Annotated in this window: 17 protein-coding genes; 8 read left to right on the forward strand and 9 right to left on the reverse strand. The window is 45.9% G+C overall.

The features are described from left to right. The first annotated feature begins 9 nt into the window (after positions 1–9). From mdcA to WJM94_RS00365, 7 genes are all read left to right on the forward strand, one after another. Positions 10–1662 carry a malonate decarboxylase subunit alpha gene (mdcA, locus tag WJM94_RS00335; RefSeq protein ID WP_444492257.1) on the forward strand — a complete coding sequence of 551 codons (1653 nt, stop codon included), beginning with the start codon at positions 10–12 and terminating at the stop codon, positions 1660–1662. 104 nt (positions 1663–1766) lie between these two features. Next, entirely contained in the window at positions 1767–2678 is a 912-nt protein-coding gene (locus WJM94_RS00340) for a triphosphoribosyl-dephospho-CoA synthase (RefSeq protein ID WP_444492258.1), read from the forward strand. 35 nt (positions 2679–2713) lie between these two features. Further along, on the forward strand, positions 2714–3871 hold the full coding sequence (locus WJM94_RS00345; RefSeq protein WP_444492259.1) for a biotin-independent malonate decarboxylase subunit beta: 1158 nt from the start codon (positions 2714–2716) through the stop codon (positions 3869–3871). Further along, positions 3864–4664: a biotin-independent malonate decarboxylase subunit gamma gene (mdcE, locus tag WJM94_RS00350; RefSeq protein ID WP_444492260.1), complete on the forward strand. Its 801-nt coding sequence runs from the start codon at positions 3864–3866 to the stop codon at positions 4662–4664. Before WJM94_RS00345 ends, mdcE begins: the two co-directional genes overlap by 8 nt. A gap of 17 nt (positions 4665–4681) precedes the next feature. Beyond that, positions 4682–6118 (forward strand): amidase, encoded by a 1437-nt coding sequence (locus tag WJM94_RS00355; RefSeq protein ID WP_444492261.1) that lies wholly within the window; start codon positions 4682–4684, stop codon positions 6116–6118. Between the two features lie 74 nt (positions 6119–6192). After that, positions 6193–6816 (forward strand): malonate decarboxylase holo-ACP synthase, encoded by a 624-nt coding sequence (locus WJM94_RS00360; protein ID WP_444492262.1) that lies wholly within the window; start codon positions 6193–6195, stop codon positions 6814–6816. 63 nt (positions 6817–6879) lie between these two features. Next, the gene (locus WJM94_RS00365) at positions 6880–7809 is read left to right on the forward strand and encodes an ACP S-malonyltransferase (protein ID WP_444492263.1); all 930 of its coding nucleotides are present in this window, start codon (positions 6880–6882) and stop codon (positions 7807–7809) included. 90 nt (positions 7810–7899) lie between these two features. On the opposite strand, the gene WJM94_RS00370 is transcribed toward WJM94_RS00365, so the two are convergent. From WJM94_RS00370 to WJM94_RS00380, 3 genes are read right to left on the reverse strand one after another with little or no spacing between them, the layout of a single operon-like run. Further along, the gene (locus WJM94_RS00370; protein ID WP_444492264.1) at positions 7900–8574 is read right to left on the reverse strand and encodes a DUF1028 domain-containing protein; all 675 of its coding nucleotides are present in this window, start codon (positions 8572–8574) and stop codon (positions 7900–7902) included. Between the two features lie 16 nt (positions 8575–8590). Then, positions 8591–9001: a RidA family protein gene (locus tag WJM94_RS00375; RefSeq protein WP_444492265.1), complete on the reverse strand. Its 411-nt coding sequence runs from the start codon at positions 8999–9001 to the stop codon at positions 8591–8593. Between the two features lie 59 nt (positions 9002–9060). Continuing rightward, complete coding sequence (locus WJM94_RS00380; protein ID WP_444492266.1) at positions 9061–10311, reverse strand: flavin-containing monooxygenase; 1251 nt, start codon at positions 10309–10311, stop codon at positions 9061–9063. Positions 10312–10553: 242 nt separating this feature from the next. Here WJM94_RS00380 and WJM94_RS00385 point away from each other — a divergent pair, with 242 nt between their 5' ends. After that, on the forward strand, positions 10554–12014 hold the full coding sequence (locus WJM94_RS00385; protein ID WP_444492978.1) for an aldehyde dehydrogenase: 1461 nt from the start codon (positions 10554–10556) through the stop codon (positions 12012–12014). A 74-nt stretch (positions 12015–12088) separates the two neighbouring features. Here the strand turns inward: WJM94_RS00385 and argE are convergent, their stop codons facing one another. From argE to WJM94_RS00415, 6 genes are all read right to left on the reverse strand, one after another. After that, positions 12089–13258, reverse strand: a complete 1170-nt coding sequence (argE, locus tag WJM94_RS00390; protein WP_444492267.1) for an acetylornithine deacetylase — start codon at positions 13256–13258, stop codon at positions 12089–12091. 95 nt (positions 13259–13353) lie between these two features. After that, positions 13354–14220, reverse strand: a complete 867-nt coding sequence (locus tag WJM94_RS00395; protein ID WP_444492268.1) for an ABC transporter ATP-binding protein — start codon at positions 14218–14220, stop codon at positions 13354–13356. Continuing rightward, positions 14208–15011, reverse strand: coding sequence for an ABC transporter permease (locus WJM94_RS00400; protein ID WP_444492269.1), 804 nt, complete (start codon positions 15009–15011; stop codon positions 14208–14210). The genes WJM94_RS00395 and WJM94_RS00400 overlap by 13 nt, the downstream gene beginning before the upstream one ends. A gap of 14 nt (positions 15012–15025) precedes the next feature. Further along, positions 15026–16018 carry an ABC transporter substrate-binding protein gene (locus WJM94_RS00405; protein ID WP_444492270.1) on the reverse strand — a complete coding sequence of 331 codons (993 nt, stop codon included), beginning with the start codon at positions 16016–16018 and terminating at the stop codon, positions 15026–15028. A 318-nt stretch (positions 16019–16336) separates the two neighbouring features. Beyond that, on the reverse strand, positions 16337–17329 hold the full coding sequence (locus WJM94_RS00410) for an ABC transporter substrate-binding protein (protein ID WP_444492271.1): 993 nt from the start codon (positions 17327–17329) through the stop codon (positions 16337–16339). A gap of 260 nt (positions 17330–17589) precedes the next feature. Then, complete coding sequence (locus WJM94_RS00415; RefSeq protein ID WP_444492272.1) at positions 17590–18129, reverse strand: helix-turn-helix domain-containing protein; 540 nt, start codon at positions 18127–18129, stop codon at positions 17590–17592. Positions 18130–18219 lie beyond the last annotated feature (90 nt).

Raw genomic sequence — 18219 nt, forward strand, 5'->3', positions numbered from 1 at the left:
GGCACTTTTATGACCGAAAAAAAGAAGTGGGATATTAAGCGCACCTTAAAGAAGGAGCGAATTAATTCAGTTAACTCAATAACGGAAGGTAAAGTGATTCCAACTTCAAATATTGTTGAAGTGATGGAAAAGATAATCCGACCGGGTGATCGAGTTATTCTCGAAGGTAATAACCAAAAGCAGGCTGACTTCTTAGCCCGTAGTTTGGAAAAAGTGAACCCAGATGTTGTCAATAATCTCCATATGATTATGCCGAGCGTGAGCTTGCCAGAGCATATGAATATTTTTGAAACGGGAATAGCCAAAAAGCTCGATTTCGCATATGCCGGTAAACAAAGTGTGCGTATTTCTCAGATGCTCGCTGATGGGATACTAGAAGTCGGAGCAGTGCATACCTATATCGAGCTCTATTCGCGTCTCTATTGCGACTTGATTCCGAATGTTGCGCTCGTTGCAGGTTATACGGCAGACAGAAAAGGCAACTTATATACTGGAGCATCAACGGAAGATACGCCTGCGCTGGTGGAAGCGCCAGCCTTTAAAGATGGTATCGTCATCGCTCAAGTTAACAAGATTGTGGACAGTGTTGATGATCTTCCTCGTGTCGATATTCCCGGAGATTGGATCGACTTTGTCGTCGAAGCCGACAAAGATTTCTTTATCGAACCTTTATTCACTCGCGATCCGCGCCTGATTAAAGATACGCATATTTTGATGGCGATGATGGCGATTAAAGGGATTTATGCCAAACATAAAGTCCAAACGTTAAACCACGGTATTGGTTTCAACACTGCAGCTATCGAATTGCTATTGCCTACCTACGGCGAAAAGCTGGGGCTGAAAGGCAAAATTTGTAAGCACTGGACATTGAACCCTCACCCGACACTTATTCCGGCCATAGAATCTGGCTGGGTTGAAAGTGTGCACTCGTTTGGTGGCGAATTGGGTATGGAAGAATACGCTCGTCATCGACCAGACGTGTTCTTTACCGGGTCTGATGGCTCGATGCGTTCGAATCGTACCATGTGTCAGATGGCTGGCCAGTTTGCAGCAGATATGTTTATTGGTGCAACGCTGCAAATGGATGCGGAAGGTAACTCCTCTACCGTGACTCATGGTCGTCTGTCAGGCTTCGGTGGCGCGCCAAATATGGGGCACGATCCCCGCGGACGTCGACACGCCAGTGATGCATGGCTGGATCTCATTACCGATCACGACAAAGACATCCTCAAAGGTAAAAAGCTTGTGGTGCAAATGGTCGAGACATTCCAAAGCGGTGAAAAACCAACCTTTGTCGATAAGCTTGATGCCGTTGACGTTGGTCAGCACAGCAATATGCCAATTGCCCCTGTCATGATTTATGGCGATGACGTTACTCACGTATTGACCGAAGAAGGTATTGCTTACTTATTCATGGCTAAAGATCTGGAAGAGCGTAAACAGATGATTGCAGCGGTTGCTGGTGTTACCCACTTGGGACAAACCGTAACTAAAAGTCAGATTGACAAACTTCGAGCCGAAGGCAAGGTCGCCACACCTCAGGACTTAGGGATCAAACGCTCTGAAGCCACTCGAGATTTATTAGCTGCGAAAAACATGAATGAACTTGTCCAGTGGTCTGAAGGCTTGTATGAGCCGCCTGCGAAATTCCGCAGTTGGTAGGCAACTTGGTTTATTGAATGACAAGCAGTTTATCGAAAGCTCAGCATTAATAGGTTGCTCCGTAGCGGGTAATTATAGCGGGTAATTAGGAAGAGGGTATTTCAATGTCGCACATCGCTCAGCAAGTCCGCCCAAATTGGGAAGAGTACTCACCACTTTCCCGATTGGCTAATCAGATTGGTTTATTGGCCCGTGATGCACTGGTCGCAGAAGTCGTGCTTTCGCCAAAACCCGGCTTAGTTGATCAGTGGAATACAGGGTCACATAGCGACCTGACTGTCGAGTTGATGGTGCGTTCGGCCAACTGTCTGGCTCCTTATTTTGTGCAAATGGCGGCTGAGGGGCAACGATATCAATCGAGTCAGTCAGTGGATTCATTGCTTCCTCTGAGAGAGCAAATCGGTCGTATTGGCCGGGAAGCAGAGTCCCAAATGATGAAGGTGACAGATGGTGTGAATACGCATCGTGGTGCGATTTGGGCTCTTGGTTTGCTTGCTACATCCGCTGGGATGCTGGGCGAAAACGCGACTTCAAATGATCTGTGTGCGGTAGCTGGACGCATGGCTTGTTTGCCAGATCAATTCGTCAAACAGATGTGGAGTAAAGGACTTAAGGCGACTCGCCAATACCAAGTCAATGGCGCTCGAGAGCAAGCTCAGAACGGGTTTCCTGCTATCGTCGACATCGCGCTTCCTGCTCTCCTCACAAGCAGACAGAAGGATCACTCTGAATCCCATGCTCAGTTGAATTCGCTAGTGGCACTGATGGCAAATCTGACCGATACGTGCGTGTTATCCCGAGCAGGTATGGCGGGGTTAACGCTCATGCAACAAGGCGCTAGTGACATCATTCAGGCCGGAGGTGCCGCAACGGAAGTCGGTTTCAGCAAGCTTATCGAACTAAACAAAAGCATGGTTGCTATCAATGCTTCACCGGGAGGCGCAGCAGATCTGTTAGCGGCGACACTCTTTGTCGACGCAGTAGCAAATCGTAGCATCATTTTGGTTGATCAATGATTCATTTCATTGATGTATAAAGGAGATTATTGGCAATGGAACAACTGCAATTTACTTATCCTGGCCAGCACTCAATTTCGAAAAACGTGCGGGTGGGTAATGTGGGGTCTGGTGACTTAGAAGTTTTGCTACAACCAAACTCAAACCCACAAATTGAAGTGAATATTTCAACCTCAATTAACCATCGCCATGAGGTATGGCAGGTGATCTTATCTCGTGCGTTTGATGAGGTAGGTGAAGCAATGAGTGTCACCATCAATGATTTTGGTGCGACACCAGGAGTGATTAACCTCAGATTGGCACAAGCGTTAGAACAGTTAGAGGAACAGCAGAGTCTTGCTGCTGGAGAGATCACACCTTTTGGTCGCTCATTCGTGGAAATGTCGGTTCGTCAGCGCTGTCAGTTCCTGTTTGATGAAGGTTCTGCGCGTGAGCTACTCGGTTGTGAAGCTCAGCTCACTTCACCATGGTTACCTAAGCAGGGTATCGTCGCTCAAAGCGATGATGGCGGTATTGTGATGATTGGAAAGATCGATGGTCAGCGCGCCGTTGTTCTTGGTATCGAAGGTGGTTTCCAGGGCGGCGCAATCGGTGAAGTTTCTGGCGCGAAAATGGCTGCAGCGCTCGATCTGGCTCTTCAAGACAATCAGCGCGGAATTAACACGCAAGTTATCTTAGTGCTGGAAACTGGTGGCGTTCGATTACAGGAAGCTAACCTTGGACTTGCTGCCATTGCGGACATTCACTCTGCCATTATTTCACTCAACGAGTATGTCCCAGTGGTCGGTATTGTTGCCGGAGCCGTTGGCTGTTTTGGCGGCATGTCGATAGCCGCAGGTCTTTGCAGCAAGCTTATTGTCACCCGTGAAGCGAGATTAGGCCTGAATGGCCCCGCTGTTATTGAACAAGAAGCGGGCATTGCAGAATACGATTCGTCTGACCGACCTTTTATCTGGGGAATCACGGGCGGAGAGCAGAGATATCGTAGCAAGCTGGTGGACCATTTAGTCGAAGATGGTGCAAGTTCGATCAAATCTCAGCTTGTTGACGCTCTTCAGTCAGGTAGGCCAGAAATCACCAGAAGTGAGCAAGTTGAGCATTATTTATCGATTTTGAATCAGGTGGATACCTCGGTTCAGGCAACGCCTACACAGGTATGTTTAGATTTAGCAGGAGGAAAGGCTGATGAGTAAACGAGGTGATATTTGGATGAAAACGCTGGCTTATGATGGTCAGGTTGTTGCTGGATTTACGCCATCAGTACAAGTCATTGACGGTCAATTCAATGGTCTTCCGGTTCGTTATATTAATGTGACTCAAGATAGCAACAATGCTTTCCCTAGAGCGAGAAATGGTGAAGTCGGGTTACTGGAAGGGTGGAACATCGCGAAGGCGGTGAATGAGGTCGTCGAACGCGATAAAGACAGCCACTCAAAGTCTGTTATCGTGGCGATTATCGATGTTCCTTCACAAGCGTATGGTCGTCGTGAGGAAGCTTATGGTATTCATTTATCGTTGGCGGCAGCAGCTAATGCGTATGCTCAGGCGCGTAACGCTGGGCACCCTGTTTTAGGCTTGATTGTTGGCAAAGCGATGTCAGGAGGATTTCTTGCACATGGTTATCAGGCTTCTCGACTGATTGCACTGGACGATGAGCAGTGCAGCGTGCATGCGATGGGTAAAGCCTCTGCAGCGAAAGTGACACTACGAACAATAGATCAGTTAGAGTCACTGGCAGCCGAACATCCACCGATGGCGTACGACATCAACAATTACAATACACTGGGCCTACTTTGGGAAATGGTCACAGTGGAGAATGCCGACCAGCCTACCAATCAGGATATTGACCGAATCCGCTCTCTCTTTTCTGCTGCATTGGAAGACATCAATATCAAAGGGAATGAATGGTCACATCGTTTGCAAGGCGAGAATCGACGTGCGACACGTGATATTCGCGCTCAGATGCAAAAAGAATGGATTTATTAGGACTTATGGATAAGAAATTGAATTCAATCGTAAAGCTTAACGCCACCGAACTGTCTGAACAGATTCACAATGGGTCATTAAGCTGTGTTGAGGTAATGAACGCGTATTTATCTCACATCAAGCATATTAATCCGAAGGTTAATGCCATTGTTGGGATGCGTGATGAAGCGTCTCTGCTGCAGGAAGCAAAAGAGAAAGATGAATTGTTAGCGCAAGGCGTCGACCAAGGCTTTCTGCATGGATTTCCCACGGCGGTCAAAGATCTTGCGTCAGTAAAAGGGATGCGAACTTCAATGGGATCGCCAATATTTGCAGACTGGGTTCCGGAACATGATCAGATACATGTAGAGCGAATGAGAGAGGCAGGAGCAATCTTCATTGGTAAAACCAATGTCTCTGAGTTTGGTCTGGGGTCACAAAGTTATAATCAGGTTTACGGCACAACCAAGTCGGCGTATGACACCTCGAAAACTGCAGGCGGCAGTTCAGGCGGCGCGGCTGCTGCGGTAGCGGCTAAGTTAGTGCCGGTCGCTTGTGGTTCCGACATGATGGGTTCGTTAAGAAATCCTCCTGCCTACAATAATGTGTACGGTTTCAGACCTTCGCAGGGGAGAATTCCTTTTGGCCCCGCAGGCGAAGTCTACTATTCACAGCTTGGTATTGAAGGGACTATCGGGCGCAACGTTAAAGACATCGCAATGTTATTGTCTATTCAGGCTGGCTATGATGCCCGTGCTCCGTTATCTATTAAAGAAACCGGAGAGCAGTTTAGGCAGGATCTGGCTGCTGATTTTAAAGGAGTGAAAGTTGGCTGGCTGGGTAACTTCAACAACCGAATAGAAATGGAAGATGGCGTTTTGGATCTTTGTGAAGAATCGCTTGAGGTGTTCAAAAAACTAGGATGCCAGGTTGAAGCGGTTGACGTTGATTTTGATTTGAATGAACTGTGGCAAAGTTGGGTGCATTTGCGCAACTTTAATGTCGCTGGTTTGCTCGCGCCTTTTTACCATGACCCGATTCAACGTGAGTTACTGAAGAAAGAAGCGGTCTGGGAAATTGAAAGCGGCCTGAAATTATCGGCGATGGATGTGTATCAGGCATCGGTGATTCGCTCCAAATGGTATGCCTACGTATCGTCTCTCTATGAGCAGTATGATTACCTGCTGCTGCCAAGTGCTCAGGTCTTTCCTTTTGACTCGAATTGCCACTGGCCGCAAAGCATTAATGGCAAACCAATGGATACTTATCACCGCTGGATGGAGATCAGCATCATGGGGACATTGGCGGGTTTACCTGTCATGAATGTACCGGTTGGATTTAGCAATAGTGACTTGCCGATGGGGTTACAGATCATGGGAGCGTATCAGCAAGACCTTTCAGTGCTGAAATTGGCTTACGCGTATCAGAATAAAACGCAGTGGCATGAAGTAGAACCTTCGATTCTGTTGTCCTAAAGTGAACTGGCTATTGCTGACTGAAATAGCCTTAAAGCTTCACTTTCTGCAACTGGATAACAAGGAGTCTGTTTATGTCCTATAACGCTCATGATTTACTGTGGGTCGATGAAATAACCCTGGAAGGGAATGATTCTCCAAGCTGGTACGCACGCCACAATAATTCACTGCCTGTTGTTGTCCGTCGGGCTAACCGTCACACCCTAATTCCTGTTGGTGTGAGAGGCAGAACCCGCAGCGAGCGTTTGGCTGCCTGGGTATGTAAATCATCGGTTGTGAGGTCTGTGACGCCAAGACAACTGGCTCAGTCCAAGCATTCCCGGGCCTATTGGCAGTCGAGTGATTTAGTGTCATTTCAAACTCTTACGGATGTCGATGCGATATGTCAGACGCACGGTATTGAGTGGGGCGTGACAGGAAGCCTGGGTTATGAACTGGCGACGGGAATGGAATGTGCTCATCAGGACAGTGATATCGACATTACCGTTTACTTGCCGGAGCCGTTGCCAATTAGAGTGTTAGAGTCCCTAAACCATCAATTAGATGATTTACCTTGTAGGGTCGATACGCAGATAGAAACGCCATCAGGCGCTGTAGCGCTAAGAGAATGGGTCTCGCGTCGTGGGCAGTCTAAAGTATTGATAAAAACGGACACCGGTCCACAACTTACCGGTAATCCTTGGGCATGTAGTCCTTAATTTCATCCTCCTATCGCCCAGCTAAGTCTGCTTGGCTGGGCTTTCACTAGTAACAGAGAAAACATGATTATGAGTATTCTAATGACTTTTCCCGGGCAGGGAACACAACGTCCAAACATGATATCTCAGTTACCTAGTCACTCCGAAGTAGAGTCTGCTTTGCAGCAGATTGAGGCGATATTGGGTTACTCTCCTACTAAATTCGATGATCTTGATGAGAATAGTTCTAACAGAGATGTTCAGTTAGCACTTACTATTGCTGGATATGTGCAGTATCGCTACCTCAGAGCGCATGGTGTGACGCCTAACTATATGATGGGGCTGTCAATTGGTGGTTTTACGGCGGCGATTTGTAGCGGCATTTTAGATTTAGAGCAAGGGCTGAATATTGTCGCTCTCAGAGGCGAACTGATGGCTCAGGCTTATCCACACGGCTATGGCATGGCAGCGATAATTGGCCTGTCACTAAATCAGGTTAACGAACTGGTATTACATGCGAGAGAGCAGGGATACCGTGTTTACGTTGCTAACATCAATTCAGAGAATAAAACCATTGTTTCGGGCAAGATAGATGCGCTGGAATATGTATGCCAACAAGCGATAAAAATACAGGCTCACAGTGCGCGACGACTCAATGTGTCGGTACCTTCTCATTGCGAGTTACTCGCCTCTCAGGCAGACGTTTTGTATGAAGCCATGCAAAAGGTGACCTTTAACCGACCTAAGTGTGTCTATGTCAGTGCGAATCGTGCTCGGGTGATGAATGATGTAGAGAGCATACGCCATGACTTAGCATTCAATATGAGTCAAACCGTTAACTTGTGGGATACCTTATCCATGATGGGACAGCGTGGCGTGAAATTAGCAATGGAATGTTCTCCGGGGGCGGTTCTCACGTCACTTTGCCAGTCATCAATGAACCAGACTCAATGCATCAGCTTAGACAGTACTAATTTGGACAATACTCTGGAATGGGTAAAAAGGGCGAGTTAACCTGATGGGCCCTTTTAGGTAGGTAAATTTAGTTAAAAAAAAGCCAGAGGATCCACACTCTGGCTAAACACAGGAAGAAATAAAGCCCAACTATTCGTTGCCAGGCACTCCATAATTGGGTGCACTGTCTGGGGCATCGGCTCGTAAAATGTAGTCTTTAATCTGAGGCTTATATATTTTCCAGGCTTCTTTAAGTGCCTGAATGGGAGATTCGTTCCAATCAACTCTCAAATCAACTTCCGGCCACGAGTGATCGATACATACCATCAGTCCGGCAGATTTAAGCTCTCCTAATTCTCCCCCTTGCTTAACACCTGCACTTAGGGCGTGGATAAGTCGAGAACCCAGATCCATGTCAGCACTGGACTCAAACGCGTCAATCATAGCTTGAGGCACTTGCTCATTTGCCAGCAAATTGCCCATGGCGATGCAGTTATTTCCTTGGCTGGTACTAAAAATGCCAAGCGCTTGCTTCCCGCTGAACGTTGCCCCGTTTCCGGACGCATCCAACACTCCAAGTTGACGGTACTCAATATGATCATCAACGAGTTTGAGTTGTTCGAGGGCTTGTGACGCAGTCGCTCCCTCGCTCAGTAACAACAGGCCTAGCGGGCCCAAAGCCGGATTGGTGACATTTTGCGTTAATGTCACACCGGTCTTGGCTTTTACAAAAGCACAGCGGCTAGCCACACTGATGCTCGATGAAGAAATAGCACAGCCAAATGTTCCAGTTTTGGCGCAGTAACCTGCTATCGAAATGGTCATAAACTCTCCTGTGCCATTATTCTGGAATGACGGCAATAACATCAATTTCCATTAGCCACTCGGGTTGCGCTAATCCAGCAACCACAAGTCCGGTAGAAATTGGGTAAACGCCTTTCAACCATTTACCGACTTCGCGATAGACAGGTTCGCGGAATCGAGGGTCGGTAATGTAGGTGGTGGTTTTCACGATGTGGGTCAGGTCTGATCCACATTCTTTTAGGAGCTGTTCCACGTTATGCATTGCTTGTCGCGCTTGTGCTTCTGGGTCGCCAAGTCCGACGAGCTTACCTTCGAAATCAGTACCTACTTGACCGCGAACATAAATGGTATTGCCAGCAATGACCGCTTGGCATAAATCGTTATCAAGCGATTGATTTGGGTAAGTCTCTTTGGTGTTGAACATGCGAATACGAGTATGCGTTGGCATAGATAAATTCCTTTTTCTTTCTGGTGCTTATTAGACTTAATTTTATTTAACGAGTTGATTTACAATGCGTAATCTTCGTAATTACGTTGAGTGTCGATATGACCGGCAATGTATTTTGCATCATGCCAAACACCCCAGATAAAGCTTGAACCTCTGCGAGATAGCCAAGGCAGACCAAGGAAATACACGCCTCTAACCGGAGAAATACCGCGCTGATGAACTGGGTAACCACGTTCGTCCAGTACATCGCATTTAAGCCAACTGTAATCGACGTTAAAGCCCGTCGCCCAGATGATGTTGGTAATGCCGTTTTGCTTTAAATTGAGCGACAAAACAGGGTTTGTCATGCATTCAGGATTTGTTAAACGAATTCGTGCCTCTGGCTCTTGTGGAAAGTCCAGACCGTTTCGCTCGATGTAGGCATCCGCTTCGTCCAACAACGACAGGTAGTTTTCGTCACCTTGAGCGATGTTTTGATTTAGGTCACCAGCAAAGGTGAGTACGCCATCGTCGAACGATTCGGTTCTGCCTAACAGGGTGATACCGTCGTGGGCTAGCTCGCGGAAATCAACCGTCTTACCACCTTCAGCGCCACTCACTGCAATGGTTACGTGCTCCAGACCTGATTTCATGGCTGCTTGATCCCATTTCCCGAGTACGCCAAGCCACCATACAAAGTCCTTTCCTCTGTACGCACGCGGTGGGCGATCGTGAGGGCCAACAGAAAGGAACACGTCTTTCCCTGCCTGTCGTAACTCTTTGGCGATTTGGACGCCAGAGGAGCCCGCACCAACAACCAGTACCGCACCGTCATTCAGTTGTTCTGGGTTTCGGTACTGAGAAGAGTGTATCTGCTCAACTTCTTCATTCGGCACAATAGCTGGAATAGATGGCAACTGAAATGCGCCTGTAGCAGAGACGACTCGCTGGGCAATGATGTTGCCTTGAGATGTCTCGACCAAGAAGCCTGGTGAGTTTTTCAGCGGGGTTACTTGGGTGACTGCAACTCCTGTGTGTACTGGTGCCGAAAATTTTGCAGCGTACTTTTCAAAGTAAGCTGCAATCGCGTCTTTGTTAACAAAGCTGTCTTTGTCCGCATCACTAAACTCAAGGCCTGGAAAACGGTCATGCCAGGCAGGGCCATTTGCAACCAAAGAGTCCCAACGCTGTGTTCTCCAGCGTTCAGCAATTCTGTCTCGTTCAAGAACTAAATGGGAAATATCGAGCGCACTCAAATGTTCACTCATTGCAATGCCAGCCTGACCGGCACCGATGACCACCGTATCTACGTTTATATTTTCAAATATCACTATTAAATCCTTTAATTATTAGGCTTTCTCCATGGGGAAATAGTAGGGCAGTCATTTAGAGTGATAAAATAATATTAATTAAACCTCTACATAAAAAAATACTATCCAATAAAGTCATCGGTTAAGTTTAACTAATACTCTATTTACGGTATTAATAATAAGGGAGAAAGTACTATTGATATTTCAGTTTTAAAGGAATAAACGAGGAGAATATCTTGGATAAATATACCAAAAGCTACTGGATGGATAAGCTATTAACTATTGAATTAAAAAATAAAGCCTATATTAACGGAAACTTTGTCGATGCGACTGACGGTGGCACTTATGAAGTGGTTAATCCTGCAACCGGACGAATACTGGCAGAGGTGACGGCGTGTACTTCAGAAGATGTTGATGCTGCAGTCACAGCAGCACGCCAGGCATTTGAGCAAGGTGTCTGGTCAAAAAAATCACCTCGCGAACGCAAGCAGGTCATTAAAAAACTGGCTGAGTTGATATTAGAAAACCGTGAAGAACTCGCGTTGCTGGAAACACTTAACGTGGGCAAACCAATCATGGATGCATTCAATGTTGATATCCCCGGCGCGGCAGGTTGTTTTGAATGGTATGCAGAAGCGGTGGACAAAATCTATGGTGAAGTCGCGCCAACCGATGGAAACAATATTGCCATGATCACACGCGAAGCCATCGGTGTCGTTGCCGCTATTATTCCGTGGAATTTCCCGTTAGATATTGCTGCGTGGAAATTAGCGCCAGCTTTGATTTCAGGTAACTCCATGGTACTTAAACCTGCAGAGCAGTCGCCGCATAGCGTGTTACGTCTTGCCGAGTTGGCTCAGCAAGCGGGTTTGCCAGATGGTGTACTTAGCATAGTGACGGGGACTGGTGAAGTGGTTGGTCAAGCGTTAGGACGACACAATGACATCGACAGCTTAACGTTTACTGGTTCTACCGCAACGGCAAAGCGTCTGATGTCATACTCTGCTGAATCGAACATGAAACCAGTATGGCCGGAGACAGGTGGTAAGAGCCCAAATTTAATTTTCTCTGATTGTGATTTGGATGCGGCAGTGCAACATGCTGCTGCAGGTATTTTCTTTAACCAAGGTGAGGTTTGTTCGGCTAACTCCAGAATTCTTGTCGAACGCAGTATTCAGGAGGCGTTTACGCAGAAATTCATCGAACATACTAAAGAGATGAAGCAGGGCGATCCACTGGATCCGCAAACCCAGATTGGTGCGTTGATCAGCAAAGAGCACGCACAAAAAGTTCGTAGTATGGTTGCAGCAGCGGTAGATGCAGGCGCAACATCGGTTTGTGGTTTTGAGAAAGCGGATGCCACTAGTAACTTTGTTGAGCCGACTATCCTAACCAATATTACGCCAGAGATGACCATTGCCAGAGAGGAAGTCTTTGGTCCGGTTGTGGTTATCATTCCGTTCGATACGCAAGAGCAGGCAATTGAGATAGCGAACAATTCAATTTATGGTTTGGCTGCATCGGTATGGACAAAAGATCTAACGCGAGCGCATTCGGTGTCAAAAGCGTTGAGAGCCGGAACCGTGTCAGTGAACACCATGGATGCGTTAGATTTCTCTACACCTTTTGGCGGTTATAAACAGTCTGGTTTTGGGCGTGATCTTTCGCTGCATGCGTTTGATAAATTCACTCAACTAAAAACAACGTGGATTAAATTAAATTAATTCAACGTGTAATAGTCAATAAAAAGGAAGCATCTCAAAAGTACTTCCTTTTTTAATTTTACTTAATTGAATGATTAAATGAAATTATCATTAGATAAAGAGTGAGCAAGCGCATGAATAAATGCTTCGGCTTTCTCTAATTGTTCATATGTAATATATTCATTTGGTTTGTGACCTTGCTCCATATTACCAGGCCCGCAAACTAATGTTGGTATTTTAAGCTGTTGTGAGAATAAACCACCCTCAGTGCCGAAATTGACTCGACTGATTTCAAAGTCCTGAGCGAGATTTTGCACATAAGTAATCAGACGAGTATTTTCAGATGTGTCCAAACCTGGGTATTCGGTCAGAATATCGATACTGAAATCACACTCTTCGCTCACTTTACGCATTTCTACGACCAGTTGTTGCGCATACGTCTGAAACTCACTGAGTATTTGTACTGGATCGTCGCTGGCGATATTTCGCATTTCAAAATCGAATTGGCAAAGATCTGGGACGATATTCAGAGCTTGACCGCCATGGATTGTCCCAGTGTGAATCGTGGTATATGGGATTTCATACTCAGAGTTAAATGGACCGTGGTCGCGTTTTGTCAGCGCCATATTCTCCAACCAGTTCACCAGCCGAGCCGCATAGTTGACGGCGTTAACGCCATATGGAGCCATACCCGAGTGGCAAGATTTACCTGTTATTGTTACTTTTGCCGCCAGTTTTCCTTTATGGCGAGTGGCGACTTTCATTGAGGTTGGTTCACCGACAATACAGGCTGCAGGCTTGATGGTCAGGTGCTGAAGCTGTTCAATTAATCCGCGTACGCCCAGACAGCCAATTTCTTCATCATAAGAAAAAGCAAAATGAACCGGGTAGTGGAGGGGGCGAGCTAAAAATTCGGGAATCGCGGCTAAGACCACTGCGAGGAACGACTTCATGTCAGTTGTACCACGGCCAAAGCAGCGTTCGCCGTCTATGACTAGTTCGAACGGGTTTGTATCCCATTGCTGGCCTGTCACTGGCACGGTATCGGTATGTCCGGATAGCATAATTCCGGCTTTGTCTTTGGGACCGATAGATGCAAATAGGTTGGCTTTGGTTTTGTCGTGATTAAAAACTAACGTTGATTCGATTCCGTAGTCACCCAAATAGGTTTGAATGTAATCGATAAGCGGCATGTTGGAATGCGCGCTGGTGGTATCGTAGCTAATAAGGGTAGAGAGAATGTCCAGTGTGTTTTGATTTGGCATAGAAAATACAACTCGCTTCCATGTGATGAATATTGGTATAAGGCGAAAACCCATGATACCCAACAAGCAGGATATCATGGGTTGAAGAGAAAAAATTAATGTACTTCGAGCAAGTCGTCGTGCAGCAGTGACAATATTTCTTTCTTCAATGTCAGGAATTCGGGTTCCATCGCCATATCAAGTGTTCTTGGATGGGGGATATTTACATCCAGAATTTTTTGTATACGGCCAGGCTTCGAACCCATTACAAACACTCGGTCACCAAGCATGATCGCTTCATCAATATCGTGAGTAACGAACACAACGGTTTTTCTGCTTTTTTCCCAAACTTTCAATAGCAGTTGTTGCATTTGCAAGCGTGTCTGGCTATCCAGCGCACCAAATGGTTCATCCATCAACAGGATTTGAGGGTCGTTAGCCAGTGACCGGGCGATGGCCACGCGTTGCTTCATCCCACCAGAGAGTTGCTTCGGAAAATGGTTGGCGAAGTTTTCTAAACCGACTTGCTTGATGTAGTCATCAACGATTTTCTTACGCTCACTTGCCGGCATTTTCTTTTGCTTTAGGCCGAATTCAATATTCTGTGCAACGGTTAGCCAAGGGAAGAGGGTATAGCTTTGGAACACCATACCGCGTTCAGCGCTTGGACCTTCAACTGTTTTTCCAGCAACGCGTATTTCACCCTCAGTCGGATTATTTAATCCGGCAGTTAAGTAGAGTAAGCTCGATTTACCACAGCCTGATGGTCCAACAATTACCACAAACTCTTCATTTTTTACTTCTAATGACAGGTTTTCTATTGCTGTGAATTCTCCGCCATCTTTGCTTGGGAATTTCAGCGTAATATTGTCAATGTGCAGTTGCGTCGGTTGATCTGATACTGATTTTAAACGTCTAAGTGATTGCGAATCGCTGCTCTCAGTGTCATGGAGAGGCGTCGCCTTTGTTGCTATTTGTCCCATGCGCTTAACCTTAATCGTAAAACTTTAAAAAATTGGTCCGTGATTAGGCCGAGTAGGCCGATGATAACAATGGCAAGGAAGATAATGTCGACCTGGAATCCTCGCATTGCTTTTAGGCTGATGTAGCCTAGACCACTGTTTGCGGCGACAAGCTCCGCGACCACCAGGTAAGTCCACGCCCAACCGATAGTTACTCGAAGTGCATCCAGTACGCCCGGTACTGACGCTGGCATAATGATTTGTGTGAGTATCTTTTTACGGCTGGTACCCAGTGTGTATGCCGCGTGAAGCAGGTCTTTGGATACACCGCGAGAGACGTCTGCAATCATGACCACTTGCTGGAAGAAAACACCGAAGATAATCACCGTCACGCGTTGTTCGATACCGATACCAATCCAAAGGATAAAGAGAGGTACGAAAGAAGTGACCGGTAAATAACGGATGAAGTTAACAAGCGGATCTAAGAATGCCTGTACGATACGGAAGCTACCCATAAGCAGACCCAGTGGGATTGCAACCAGCGATGATATCCAGAAGCCAATGATGACAACTTCTAAACTGGACCAGATATGAGTAAACAGAGAGCCATCTTCTGCTAAACGCATTCCGGTTTTAAGTACTTCTAGCGGCGAAGGCAGGAACATACTTGGTACCCAACCGGTATAGGAGAGAAGTACCCAAGCGGTCAGCAACACTATCCAACTGATAGCGCCAGCGCTGATGACAACCTTGTTAGGTATGTCCTCTTTTGGCGCAGTTAGCTGATATAAAGAGAATGATTGATTAGCCACGATAGATCCTCCACTTATTGCTTAACGAATCGGTTGTCGACTAATTCTTCAAACGTCACCTGATAGTCTTCTTTTTTAAGTTGGCTCCAGGTTTCATTTGCCAGTTTTATCACAGGTGCGATCTCGCCTTCTTTGCCCAATTCACCAAGGAGTTTGGTACTCATCTCTTGGTCATAGAAGCGCACGGTCGCCGCTGCTGCTGCAAGATCTTTTGGATCCGATAAGTAACCACCAAGCTGTTTCGCCATGATTTGATAAGCTTTTTCCGGGTTGTCTTTGGTGTACTGAACTGCTCGATATAAGCCATCGACCAACGCAACCACGTCGTCAGGTTGGTTTTCAATCACATCACAACGCAAGTTAACTACGTCGACGATAACGCCCGGCGTTTTACTGCTGTCGATGAGTATTTGTCCGACATTTTTCGAGCGAGCGTAAGACAGGTTCGGCTCCCATGTCACCGCTGCAGGAACACGACCAGAAATAAATGCGCTGGCAGCGTCATCCGCTGTCATGTTTTGTACCGTGATGTCAGACATGGTCATGCCTGCTTCTTTTAGAAGGTTTGACAACCAAAACTGAGATACTGAGCCTTCGTTAACCGCGACAGTTTTGCCTTTTAAATCTTGAATGGAATTGATACCGTCCTGCACCAAGATTCCGTCACCACCGTAGCTATCATCCAATACAGCAACGGCTTTAAAACAGAATTTTGGACGATATTTTAATATTTCGTCGATTGTCGAAGCGGAACCATCAAGGTGACCAGATGCCGTTGCCGCCATATACATTGACGCTTCCTCTATGGTCTGAAGATCAACTTCTAATCCTTTTTCTTTGAAGTATCCCAACTCATCAGCAAGATAAAGTGTGCCGTAACCGACCCAGGTCGTCATCCCGATAGAGAGCTTTCCGGCTTGAGCTACCTGGCTAGAAAGCGCGAGTACAGACAGCACTTTTGCTGCTGTTTTGATATGTTTTTTTACCGAACTATCCTGTTTATGCATATTCAAATTCCTTTTGAACTGAAAGGTTTTTATTGAGCAAATTCAGTTAAACACGAGTAAAAAATGTGAACAATTATTAAAAACTTAGCTTTTGGATAGGTTTTATTTATGCACCTTAAAACTGCTTTATATTTATGATTTTATTGATATGAATACTGGAAGAACAACTCGTATGATGGTTGGGCGGTCAATACGTAGGCTTGTTTTAAGAAAACAAAAGTGAGCCAACGACAACTGAAAACACAGTTACCGTTGGCTCACTTACTCATTTATGTGAACTATATGGACGGTGAAAATTGGGCGAGCAGTTTACCCGGATTATTGCTTAAGAAATCGGTTATCGACGAGATCGTCAAAAGTGACTTCAAACTTTTCTCCCTGAAGTTGACTCCAGGTTTCATTCGCAAGTTTGATAACTTGCGCCAGTTCACCTTCTTTACCATTTTCACCCAGTAGTTTGACGTTCATCTCTTGGTCGTAGAAACGCACAGTAGCAGCTGCTTCAGCAAGGTCTTTTGGGTCAGATAGGTAACCACCTAACTTTTTCGCCATGATTGCGTACGCTTTTTCTGGGTTTTCTTTAGTGTACTCAACGGCGCGGTATAAGCCGTTTACGAGTGCAGCAACATCATCAGGTTGGTTTTCGATGACATCACAACGTAGGTTTACAACATCGACGATAATACCCGGAGTGCTAGCGCTATCGACCAGAACCTTGCCAACGTTGTTCGTGCGAGCGTAAGTCAAATTTGGTTCCCAAGTCACAGCAGCCTTTACGCCACCAGAAATAAAGACGCTTGCGGCATCGTCGGCGGTCATGTTTTGCACATTGATATCAGACATGGTCATGCCAGCTTCTTTCAAAAGGTTTGATAGCCAGAACTGAGATACAGAACCCTCGTTCACCGCGACAGTTTTACCTTTTAAATCTTGGATTGAGTTGATACCGTTTTGGACTAAAATGCCATCACCACCAAAGCTGTCATCCAGTGCTGCAACGGCTTTAAAACAGAATTTAGGACGATACTTGAGAATGGCATCAATCGTAGAAGCGGAGCCATCAAGGTGTCCCGATGCTGCGGCTGCCATATAGGTAGAGCCTTGCTCAATCGTCTGAAGATCGACCTCTAATCCTTTTTCTTTGAAATATCCCAGCTCATCAGCGAGATACAAGGTGCCGTAACCGACCCACGTAGTCATTCCGATGGATAGCTTACCTGCATGTGCGAGTTGGCTAGACATCGCAAGTACTGACAGGACTTTAGCTGCCGTTTTTACATGTTTTTTTACTGAGTTTTGCTGTGTTCGCATATTCAATTTCCTTTTGAAATTAGTGGGCTTTACTTGAGCAATTTCAGTTAAACATGTGGGCAAAAAACGAACAATTATTAAAAACTTAGCTATTGGATAGGTTTTTCTTATTAATTGAATTTATAAGGCGATAGGGCAAGGACATTGCACGTAGAGAAGATAAATGTTTGCCGGATTGAAGGGGGGGAGGGCTAATTTAGGAGCAATGAGCCTCTGCTTTATATAAGCATCAGAGGCAAAGTGCGGTGGCAAATTTGGGATTATCTTGGATAACAGACAATATTTTGAAATGTGGTTGTCTCTGTTGCGGCTTCGTAACCATGTGGCTGATCACTGAAAAAGCGGATACTGTCTCCGGTTGTCAGATGATGCCATTGATCGTTGAAATAAACATTCATTTCACCGCTTAGTACGTGAATATGCTCAATCACACCGACACCGTGAGGTGACGACATTTGCCTGTGAAAATTGGTCAACGTGATCTCAAACATTTCCAGACCAGAGTCCGCTTTGTAAGGGAAAAGTGTGTTCACTTTCATTTTGGAGTCGTCTGGGAACGTAAATTCACCAGAGCGTAACTCCGGAGCATTGGCAAAGAACGCAGAGAACGAAGTTTCCAGCCCACTGGCAATCTTCCAAAGCGTTGAAATTGTCGGACTTGATTCTTCTCTTTCTATTTGTCCCAACATTGCTTTTGAAACGCCGGTCAGTTTGGACGTCGCATCTAGGCTCAACCCTCTCTTTTTCCTCTCAGATTTAAGGTGGTGAGCGATTTCAGATTTAAATGCAGATTCATTCATAACTAAATACCTTATTGTGCGTTATTGCGCACAATGTTATCTTTCTGTTGTATGTTATAGCGCACAAGTAATCTTATCACAAAGCAGGGA

Source organism: Vibrio sp. YIC-376 (genome assembly GCF_052353105.1).
Lineage (GTDB): Bacteria > Pseudomonadota > Gammaproteobacteria > Enterobacterales > Vibrionaceae > Vibrio.

What these genes read in the sequence shown, in the direction of transcription:
- mdcA (WP_444492257.1), top strand. Translation starts at nt 10, where the DNA reads ATGACCGAAAAAAAGAAGTGGGATATTAAGCGCACCTTAAAGAAGGAG.
- WJM94_RS00340 (WP_444492258.1), top strand. Translation starts at nt 1,767, where the DNA reads ATGTCGCACATCGCTCAGCAAGTCCGCCCAAATTGGGAAGAGTACTCA.
- WJM94_RS00345 (WP_444492259.1), top strand. Translation starts at nt 2,714, where the DNA reads ATGGAACAACTGCAATTTACTTATCCTGGCCAGCACTCAATTTCGAAA.
- mdcE (WP_444492260.1), top strand. Translation starts at nt 3,864, where the DNA reads ATGAGTAAACGAGGTGATATTTGGATGAAAACGCTGGCTTATGATGGT.
- WJM94_RS00360 (WP_444492262.1), top strand. Translation starts at nt 6,193, where the DNA reads ATGTCCTATAACGCTCATGATTTACTGTGGGTCGATGAAATAACCCTG.
- WJM94_RS00365 (WP_444492263.1), top strand. Translation starts at nt 6,880, where the DNA reads ATGATTATGAGTATTCTAATGACTTTTCCCGGGCAGGGAACACAACGT.
- WJM94_RS00370 (WP_444492264.1), bottom strand. Translation starts at nt 8,574, where the DNA reads ATGACCATTTCGATAGCAGGTTACTGCGCCAAAACTGGAACATTTGGC.
- WJM94_RS00375 (WP_444492265.1), bottom strand. Translation starts at nt 9,001, where the DNA reads ATGCCAACGCATACTCGTATTCGCATGTTCAACACCAAAGAGACTTAC.
- WJM94_RS00385 (WP_444492978.1), top strand. Translation starts at nt 10,554, where the DNA reads ATGGATAAGCTATTAACTATTGAATTAAAAAATAAAGCCTATATTAAC.
- argE (WP_444492267.1), bottom strand. Translation starts at nt 13,258, where the DNA reads ATGCCAAATCAAAACACACTGGACATTCTCTCTACCCTTATTAGCTAC.
- WJM94_RS00395 (WP_444492268.1), bottom strand. Translation starts at nt 14,220, where the DNA reads ATGGGACAAATAGCAACAAAGGCGACGCCTCTCCATGACACTGAGAGC.
- WJM94_RS00405 (WP_444492270.1), bottom strand. Translation starts at nt 16,018, where the DNA reads ATGCATAAACAGGATAGTTCGGTAAAAAAACATATCAAAACAGCAGCA.
- WJM94_RS00410 (WP_444492271.1), bottom strand. Translation starts at nt 17,329, where the DNA reads ATGCGAACACAGCAAAACTCAGTAAAAAAACATGTAAAAACGGCAGCT.
- WJM94_RS00415 (WP_444492272.1), bottom strand. Translation starts at nt 18,129, where the DNA reads ATGAATGAATCTGCATTTAAATCTGAAATCGCTCACCACCTTAAATCT.